This window comes from Anaerococcus sp. NML200574 (genome assembly GCF_026131665.1).
Lineage (GTDB): Bacteria > Bacillota > Clostridia > Tissierellales > Peptoniphilaceae > Anaerococcus > Anaerococcus kampingae.
Map to the genome: position 1 here is coordinate 40,320 of NZ_JAMXSM010000012.1, position 10,060 is coordinate 50,379.

Here is a 10,060-nt window from a genome sequence, read left to right on the forward strand (position 1 = left end):
ATTTTAACTATAATTATATCATTTTTTTGTTTGTTCCTAAATATTTACCCTATCAACTCATAGTAAACAGTACTATTTATTTCCGCAAATTTTCTCGTCATTATTTACATTTTGGCGTATTAAAATTAAAGTTGGCGAGATTATGAGTTACTTTTAATACTATCCATCTATATTTCTACAATTTCTATTTCTCCACTTCTTGATACAATTATCTTATCAATTTTATTGTCTAAATAAGCCTTCAATAAACTTTCTTCGTCTAAGACTGTAATATCCGTTTCTTTCCTTGGATCAATCTTCTCTGACTTCAATTCTTCCAATTTACTCTCCAATAATATCTTTTTATCTTGTATAAGAGATTTTTCCTTTAGATACGCCTCTTTTGAAATAATTTTCTTTTTGTAGTTTTCATAGATGATTTGTAAATTGCTGTTTAATATGGATATTTCCTTTAGATTCTCTTCTTTTACATTCTTGTGTTCTATAACTTTCTCTTCATTTAATGTATTTTGAATCTTAAAATCTTTTAATTTTGGTTTTATAAGTTCAATAATATCTTTCTCTTTGATATTGTTTGGTGTTTTCTCAGCTTTACATAAATTACAATAATAACTTTTATACTTGTATATTTTATCTGAATTCTTCTTTTGTCTACTGTCACATCGTAAACTCATATGTCTACCACATTCTTTACAAAAAATCTTATCAGAAAAAATAGAACGATTTTTGTTTCCTGTATATCCCCCAAAACTTCGTTTTTCTTTTATTTTCTTAACCTTATCAAACACTTCTCTGGAAATAATAGCTTCATGGGTATTTGGAAGTATTTTCCACTCCTCTTCAGGAAGTAAAATTCTTTTTCTTCCACCTATTTTTGTTTCTTTGAATTTATTATATACATAATCTCCTGTATATAGTTCGTTCCTTGTAATCTGTGAGATAGCTGCGTTTGTCCAAACTCTTTTCTTTACCTCACTTCCAGTAATTAAATTTCCAGTATAATCAGAAAGTTTCAGTTCTTCTTTTCGTTCAGAGCGTGTAATATAACCTTTTTCATTAAATATATTAGCCACTTGAATACACGAATATCCTTTTAGCAATAAATCAAAAGCTTCTTTAACTATAAAAGCTGTTTTTTCATCAATGATGATACTATGTTTATCTATAGGATCTTTAATATATCCAAAAGGTGCTGCCCAATTTATATTTTTCCCCTGCGATTTAATTTGCCTAATAGAACTTCTTACCTTTTCAGATAATTCCTTACTGAACAAATCATAATACAATGTCTTAAACTGTGTATCTGTATCTAAGCCATTACCTTGTTCTTTTAAAGAATCATAGTTGTCATTAATAGCAATAAATCGTATTTTTAGAAATGGTAATATATTGCTTAAGTAATCCCCAAGTAAAATATAATCTCTTGAAAACCTAGACATATCTTTTACAATTATAGTTCCTACTTTACCACTCTTTATATCCTCAATAAGCCTTAAAAAGGAAGGTCTATTTGTATTAGTAGCAGAATATCCATCATCTACATATTCTTCTATTTCACAACTTTTTAAAGATGTTTCATTTTCAATGTAGCTTTTTATATAATCTCTTTGATTTGCTATACTTTCACTTTCATCTACTTTGTGATAATCTTCTTCAGAAAGTCTTAAATATATAGCTATCTTATTCATGCTCTACCTCCAACTGCTTTCCCACATCTTTATCAAGTTTAAACTTAAAATATATGGTAACCTGCTTATACTCTGATATTTCTATATGGCTAATTAATGTATCGACCAATTCTTTATCAACTTCTATGCTTTTAGCATCCAAGCAGCAAAATAGTACATCTATAAATTCTATAATTTCTCTTTTTTTCTTTTTTATATTTCTTATTCTTTCATCAAAAACTTTTAATTCATTTTTCAAGGTTTTTATTTGATTATTTATTTTTTTACTTTCTATTTTAAAATCACTTAAAAGAACATCTCCTTTAACATAGTTTTCATATTGTTCTTGTAGATTGATACTAAGAGAAGCAATCTTTTTATTATTTACATCTGTTTTTAGAGAAACTTGATTTATCTTTTCAGTACTTATATTTTCTAAATATATTTTTAGTCGTAATCTTTTATCCTTTTTATAAAAGCTTGAAACCAGTCTTTTTAAGGTATCTACTAAAATTTTATCTAGGTCTGTTTCGTATATTCTTACATGAGATTTTTCTAAGTTTAATCTATCTCCACCTTTACAATAATAACAATAGCAAATCTCATCATGATATTTCAGTCCTCGTGGTCCATATTGTTTTTTCAAATATCTGCCACAAACACTGCACTGTATGAGGTCGTCATACTTTCCTTCTTTTTTATGATCTCTTTGAATTTTTACTCCAACATTTTCTTTTCCGTCTTTTATTATGTTTTTCAGTGAATGGTAAGGTAGATAGTTTTGTTTTTTCTCCTTTATCTCTCTGATATTTTCAAATGTAGTTTTGTCTATTAAACCTTCGTGGGTGTTCTCTGTTATAATCCACTCTTCTTTATCACGAAACTTACTTTTCCTACTTGGATCATGTCTATTTGAGTATACTCTTTGAATCAAATTCCCAATATATACTTCATCAGAAAGCATTTTTGATATATAAGAAATATCCCATTGTTTTGTATCTTCTTTATCCTTAAAAATTTTACCTGTTCTTTTATATTCATCAGGTGTCGTATATGTTTTAGTCAATTCTCTTGCTATTTGCATATTGGATTTACCTTGACTTGCCATATAAAAGATAAGTCTTACTACATCTGCTGCCTTTTCGTCCATCACCAGAACTCTTTTTCCATCAATTTTATCAACCTTATAGCCATACGGAGCCATCGCTCCTATAAAAGACCCTTGTTTCATTTTTATTTCTTTAGATGCTTTTATTTTCTTTGAAATATCTTTTGCGTATAAATCATTGAAGATATTTTTTATTGCTATTTCATAACTCTGATCTGATTTTATACCGTCTTTAGTATCAAGATTATCATTTACGGAAATAAATCGAACTCCCAAAAATGGAAATACTTTTTCGATATAGTTTGCGATTTCTAAATACTCTCTACCAAACCTTGACATATCTTTTACTATGATACAATTTATCCTACCTGTTCGGATATCTTCCATCATTTCAATAAATGCAGGTCTTTTAAAATTTGTTCCAGAATACTCATAGTCCTTGTATACTCTTAAAATCTTTATATCTTTTTCTTTTGCAGCATTTATACAGAGTTCTTCCTGCATTTCAAGTGAATTACTTTTATCCCTGTAAGCTTCCTTTCTTTCCTGTGATAATCTAGCATAAATACCGGCAATGTATATTTTTTCAATCACTTTTCCAACTTCTGTTCCTGATTGTGATATATGCCTATTTTTTGTTCTAGCCACAGCATACCTCACTTTCAGCGCTTACAAGACTTTTATTCATAACAGTGGGTATAGTTTTTGACTTCCTGCTTTTATCGATACTTTTCTTTTTTATAGTGTTGGCTTTAATGTCAGACTTATCCATTTTTGTCATTTCTTCAAGTAAAGACAATTCTTCAGTATGATTAAACCTAACATCTATCGTCTTATCTTCAGAAATAAAAATTTTATCAATAAGCATCACAACAGACAATCTATCTATTTCAGATAAATTTTTATACTTGTTAATGTCGATGATCCAACTCTTATTTTTATCAATCTTCTCCTTAGTATCTTCCTGTTTTTTTAATCTATACTCGATACTTTCATCTAATTTAGTCAATTTCTCTGTATAGTTTTTTCTAAAAAGTTGATATTCTTCTTTACTAATAACATCTTCTTTTAGGTCAAGGTATAGAGAAGATAAGAGTTCTTCTGTCATCGCTTTTTCTCGTTTTAGTATAGGAATTTGATTGTCTTTCAAATTTTTATTTATATCTATACGCTGAACTTTAGAATATAGATTTTCATTAAATTCAATGTAGGACTTCATTATTTTAGATACTGCTTTTATCAAGGTTTCTTCTTTTATGCTGTGTCTTGTGCAAGATTTTTCCTTGTTGTACTTTGAACAGATATAGAATATCTCTTCTCTTTTTTTATACTTTACAGTCCTTCTAATCAAAGAACTTCCACATTCTTTACAAAAAAGCATTCCTGTAAAAATATCAATTTTGTCCTTTCCACGAGAATTATTCAAATCTCTTTTTAACATAGTATTTGCAATAGTAAAAACTTCTTTACTTATAATTGCTTCATGGGTATTTTCTACTCTTATCCATTCTTCTTTCTCTTTTTCTATCTGCTTTTTATTTTTGTAACTTAAAGTAACACTCTTTCCTTGTAAGGTATTTCCAATATATACTTCATTTTCTATAATTCTATTTACTGTCTTTGCTGACCAGGTTCCACCTTTTGTGTTTTGAAATCCATTACACTTAAATCCTTGACTTTCTTTATATTTTCTTGGAGTTAAAACTCCTAAATGATTTAGTTCATCTGCAATTGCCTTTGAGGAATATCCCAAGAGTTTCATATCAAATATATTTTTGATAATATCTGATATCTCTTTATCAATCACTAACTTGTTTTTATTCTCCTCAGACTTTTTATATCCATAAGGTGCAAAAGCACTGATAAAGTCTCCTTTTTCTCTTTTTATCTTTTGAGAGCTTTTTACCTTATTGGAAATATCTCGGCAATAACTGTCATTGATGAAGTTTTTTATAGGAAGTATAAGGTGTGTATCGTTTATATCTGCACTTTTACTATCGTAATTGTCATTTACTGATATAAATCTTATACCGTTTTCCGGAAATATTCTTTGAATATATTTTCCAGCTTCTATATAATCTCTTCCGAATCTTGATAAGTCCTTTACAATAATTGTATTGAACTTTCTATCATAGGCAGCCTTTATCATTTCTTTAAAATTGGGACGATCAAAATTTGCACCTGAATACCCATCATCCACATACTCTTTGACAATTGTAATTTGATTTTTTCTTGCATAAGAGTTTATAATTTCTCTTTGATTGGATATAGAGTTACTTTCTGTTTTTTCGCCATCTTCTTTTGATAATCTTAAATACATAACTGCCAAATTTTCTTTTGCTAAATTGTTTTTAAACATAAAAAAGCCTCCTTTAATTCAATTTACATACAATAAATCGAACCAAGGCTAGGCTTCCACAAAAATATTATAACGCTCCTTATATTTTCTGTCAGCCCCTAATAGACAGAAAATTTTTCTTTGATGTATTCCTCTACTAAATTTTCTAAGCTAAATCCATTTTCATTAAATTTAACTTCTATATTCCAACCATCAATTTGATTTATCATCTGTTTATCTTTTTTATCTGTTTTCATTTCTGTATTTATATTATGTTCATCACACATAATATCTTCTCCTTATCTTCAATATTTTTAAGTTTTTTGACATTAACAGGCGTGTAGGCCACGACATTGGAATTTCACCACCGCCCCTTTTCAAGATGAGCCGGCAACAACTGTAGAAGTATCATTATCCCCATTTGCTTCAATGCATCAGTTTCCTAGGCTGAATATATAATTTCTTTTTGTCGCTCGTTTTCTTTTATCCTTCTTTTAACTAGAGTATTTATTTAAGCCGAAATCCTTATCAGCAGAAAAGTCTTGGCGAAGAAATTATAAAGCTCCACAAATGGTTAATGTCCTGTCTTGGTCTATTCAGTTGTCAAGGTTCAAATCTATATATAACGAGGTATAAAAGTCCCTCTATATATAAGCCTTACTTTCAGGACAACTTTTAACACTTTTTTGAATATTTTTTTGAAAAATTTTAAAAAAATAGAGGACAGAGATATTTTTCTCTGTCCCCTACTTGATTTACCTATCCAAAAGTTTTCTCAGTTTCTCTAAAATCTTATTTCTTAATCTACTAATTTTCATTGGATTTGTGTTTCTTTGTTTTGCAACTTCTATGAGAGTTTTATCATCAAAATATAGTAATTTGATTAGGTTTCTTTCTTCCTCATTTAAATTGTTTAATGCACAATGCAGATCTTCTATTAGCATTTTAGTTTCAATAATCTTTTCAACATCAATACTCTTATCCGCAATATCTACAACACTTGTATTAAAATCTCCAAAATGAAATACACCGTGCTTTATATCCAGTCGCTTCAAATGAGCTTCATGATTAATCTCTTTTTTATATGCTCTATACACTTCATCAGGTACATATATTTTTTTACCCTTAACATAAATGTATTTTTCTTTATAATTATCTGACATCCTTTGGTCCTCCTTTTTTTACTCGTTTTTCGATTTTTGAGCATAAAAAAGGAGGACTACGGCATTTAGGCATGTCGAGTCCTCTGAAAAATAGGAGTTTTAAAACTAAAAACTGTTTTCTGTTAAACCTAAAAAGTTAACATAAACATGATATTAAAATAGATAGGTATTCTTATCGTGGTTTTATTTATAGTTTTATTCATTGATATATCTACCTCCATCACATTTATATATATCACTAAAAGTAGATATATTTGCATTAATTCTGCTTCATATCTAAAAATTCTATAGAAAGTGTTAATAGCTCTAGATTCTCATAAAATTTATTTCCTTCCAAGCATATGAACTTATCCAAGTTTTTCTTGTTAAAATAATCTATAAACCTTAGTTTTATTTGTTTATTCAATTTTGATTAGCTTCAGATTCAACTAAAAATATGGCATATATAAACCTAAATTCATGACATTTGAACATCTTATCTATAATTTTTTTCTAATGTTTGTATTAAAAACTCTATCTACCTCATTCAATGTCAATTCTAGAAAATTTATAAGACTAAATCTTTCAAAAATCAATTCAGATAAAATATAATTCTTATTTTTTAATAGTTATACAAGCATCCTGTGCTTATTCCTGCTTGTTTATATGTCTGTCTTTGTTGTCTATGCAAAATCTTTAGAAATAAATATTTCATTAAAATAAGTAGGTATTATTATCTTATTTATATTTAGATTTATTTCCATTGAAATATCTACCTCCATTGAACCTATATATCTCTCTAAAATTAGATATGGCTACATTCATTTTGCTTAATATCTAAAAATTCTATTGAAAGTATTAATAACTCTAGATTCTCATTCAATTTCAATCCTAAGAAATTTATAAGATTAAATTTTTACATATGAGTCTAACAAAGTTCTAACATACTTATATATTATAACCTTTCTATCTTTACGCTAATCAAGAATACAAGATACACAAAATATTACAAAGTAAGATATGAATATTTATTTTTAACTTCAAACTTCAATGTCATAATTCAGCTTGTTTGAAGCCTTAAAAAGAAATTCACTTGGATTAAATAAATCCCAAATTACTCCTTCACAATTCTTTTTATATTTACCTTTTTTTATTAAATTTATAACATTGACGATTGTTATGGCAGTTAACTCATTCCAATCACAACTATAATTAAATATAATAGATTTAGATTTTTTCTTTATTTTAATTTCACAATAATAAATAGTGTACTTTTCCTTTTCTGATTTAAATCTTTTTTCATAGACCTTTTTGATTTCTTCTATTTTAGATAATTCACATCCATTTTCACTTTCATTTCCTAAAGCATTTAATAAAGTAATTAGCATCTTTTCATCCTTAAAAGTATTATAGAAAAAACATTGTTTAATATTCATATTTTTAACAACATCAAAAATACTATTACTTATTGTAGGCACACATAAAACCTTTCCTATGGGTTCTGGCAATTCTTTATTTATTTCAAATTTTGATAAATTATCAATTTTTTTATAATTAATATATGATAAAGAGTAACTATTATTTTTTTTTGAGCTTTCTAATAATTCTCTAATGGAAGAATGAGACATTGAGCCATTTCCAAAAAAATAAATGGATACTTTATCTGGGTTATACTTTTCATAAATGTATTTAAGAACCATCTCCGTTAATCCAGGGTTACATCCACTAGAATGGATTAATAAATTTGAATTAGAATTTATTGAGTTGTTATTTATAATCTTTTTTATTCCTTTTGATGATGAGGGATCTATATAGTGCGTATTTTTTAAATTACATTGCTCAATCAAATTGTTGTCCGCAATTCCTGTACAATTGACTACAACATCATTATTCATAACAATTTCATTTATTAAATTAATATTCGTGAAATCATAGGTAAACTTATTTATATCTTTATTATTTGTAAAATATTTTAGACAATCACTTGTTCTTCTAAATCCAATTGATAAAACAATGTCCTTACATAAAAGTATTTTCTCACATACAAGAGATCCAATAGTCCCATTCCCACCTAGAACTACAACTCTATATGGCTTAAATTCATTATTATAATGCATTATAATATTCCTCGTTCAGCTATCTCTTTAGCGTGAATCTCTGTAGTATCAAATACTGGAATATTAATATCTGTTTTTTTTATTAATAGACCTATTTCTGTACAGCCTAAAATCACTCCTGTGTTTAAATCACAATATTTCATAATTATATCTAAATACCTTTTTTTTGATTCTTCATTTATTATACCCTTACATAATTCATCAAAAATAACAGCATCTATAATTTCTTGTTCTTTTTCATTAGGTATTATTATGTTAATACCATTCATTTCAAATCTTTTTTTATTGAAATCTTCATTCATAGTAAATTTCGTTCCTAAAAGTAAGGCTTTTCTTATGCCTTTTCTTTTAATTTCGTTCGAAGTTGAATCAACTATATGAACTATAGGTATATTAATTTTTTCCTCTATGAATGGAATACATTTATGCATGGTATTTGAACAAATTGCAATAAACTCAGCTTTTGAATTTTTTAGAATAGTAGCTGCTTCTAATAGTAGTTCATTAGAACGTTCCCATTCTCCTTTTTTTATAGTTGACTCAATCTCATTGAAATTTATGCTACACAATACACAATCTGCAGAATAGTGCTTTCCTTTTAGATATCTTATCCTTTCATTAATTAACCTATAATATTCTTTAGTGCTTTCCCAGCTCATTCCACCAATCAATCCAAATCTTTTCATTAAAAACCTCCTTCAAATATTATTATAATGTATCATGTACACTTAATTTATCTAAAACATTGCAAAACATCTAACCGGAAAGCCTGTAGCGCCTTTTTGTTTTGGAAAAAAGCTCATAATAATTGCTCCACAGGGTGGCACTTTGTCTAAATTAGCCATAACTTCAATCTGAAATAACTGTTTTTTTAAAACATAGCACTCTCCTTTAAAATATTTTTGGTCTTCTTTCTGTGGTGGATCTGTGTCTATAGTTTCATGACCTATGCAATTTATTTTCCTTTCCTCAATTAAAAATTTTAGTGCTTCTATATCCCATCCTGGGTATCTAGGATTTCCCATTTCGTCATAATTTAAAAATGCTTCATTTTCATTCCATCTTAAATACCAGTCAGATCGCATTGCAACAAAAGCACCTTCTGGAATTTTCCCATATTTTTCTTCATAATCCAAAATATCTTTTATATTTAGTGCATAGTCATTATTTAATCGTACTTGCTTACTACAATCAATTACACATAAAGGATTTAAACATCTTTTTAATTCTATTTTATCTAGCGTCATACCATCAGGATCTGCATGAGCTGGTACATCAATATGGGTGCCATATTGACCAGGGAAAGTATATTCATGTGCTTTTACTGGATACTCGTTAAAATCCAATATTACTTCTTTTTTTAAGGGTTTAAACCCTTTCCATCTAGGGCTATTTTCATCAAAACTGTGAGTTAAATCAACCCATTCTAATTTTTTTAGTTCTTCTATTAATTTACTTATCATTTTTACTAATACCTCCATTTTAGTATTTAATAAACTCTATAATAGTAAACCTATAATTATCAATATATTGTTAGTAAGTTAATTTTTAATAATTATTTGAGACTGTGTAAAATTTTGTGTATAGAGACCTCCTGATTAGGGTAAGAAAAAACTAATCAGGAGGATTTTTAATGCCAAGAAAAAGAACAGAAACAAAAAGAAGCAAAATAGCAAAAATGTTAATTG

Annotated in this window: 8 protein-coding genes; all 8 read right to left on the reverse strand. The window is 27.5% G+C overall.

The features are described from left to right. Window positions 1-167 precede the first annotated feature (167 nt). A complete protein-coding gene (locus NH286_RS06490) occupies window positions 168-1,688 on the reverse strand; it encodes a recombinase family protein (RefSeq protein WP_265237715.1) in 1,521 nt (506 codons plus the stop codon). Then, window positions 1,681-3,423, reverse strand: coding sequence for a recombinase family protein (locus NH286_RS06495; protein WP_265237717.1), 1,743 nt, complete (start codon window positions 3,421-3,423; stop codon window positions 1,681-1,683). The genes NH286_RS06490 and NH286_RS06495 overlap by 8 nt, the downstream gene beginning before the upstream one ends. Further along, window positions 3,416-5,134 (reverse strand): recombinase family protein, encoded by a 1,719-nt coding sequence (locus NH286_RS06500; RefSeq protein ID WP_022620608.1) that lies wholly within the window; start codon window positions 5,132-5,134, stop codon window positions 3,416-3,418. The genes NH286_RS06495 and NH286_RS06500 overlap by 8 nt, the downstream gene beginning before the upstream one ends. A gap of 98 nt (window positions 5,135-5,232) precedes the next feature. Beyond that, window positions 5,233-5,400 (reverse strand): hypothetical protein, encoded by a 168-nt coding sequence (locus NH286_RS06505; protein ID WP_000332792.1) that lies wholly within the window; start codon window positions 5,398-5,400, stop codon window positions 5,233-5,235. Between the two features lie 468 nt (window positions 5,401-5,868). Continuing rightward, on the reverse strand, window positions 5,869-6,276 hold the full coding sequence (locus NH286_RS06510; protein WP_106460509.1) for a sigma-70 family RNA polymerase sigma factor: 408 nt from the start codon (window positions 6,274-6,276) through the stop codon (window positions 5,869-5,871). A gap of 1,019 nt (window positions 6,277-7,295) precedes the next feature. Then, window positions 7,296-8,372 (reverse strand): saccharopine dehydrogenase NADP-binding domain-containing protein, encoded by a 1,077-nt coding sequence (locus NH286_RS06515; protein ID WP_265237721.1) that lies wholly within the window; start codon window positions 8,370-8,372, stop codon window positions 7,296-7,298. Next, entirely contained in the window at window positions 8,372-9,058 is a 687-nt protein-coding gene (locus tag NH286_RS06520) for an aspartate/glutamate racemase family protein (RefSeq protein WP_156849664.1), read from the reverse strand. Before NH286_RS06520 ends, NH286_RS06515 begins: the two co-directional genes overlap by 1 nt. Window positions 9,059-9,109: 51 nt before the next feature. Continuing rightward, window positions 9,110-9,835, reverse strand: coding sequence for a cyclase family protein (locus NH286_RS06525; protein WP_156849663.1), 726 nt, complete (start codon window positions 9,833-9,835; stop codon window positions 9,110-9,112). Between the last annotated feature and the right edge of the window lie 225 nt (window positions 9,836-10,060).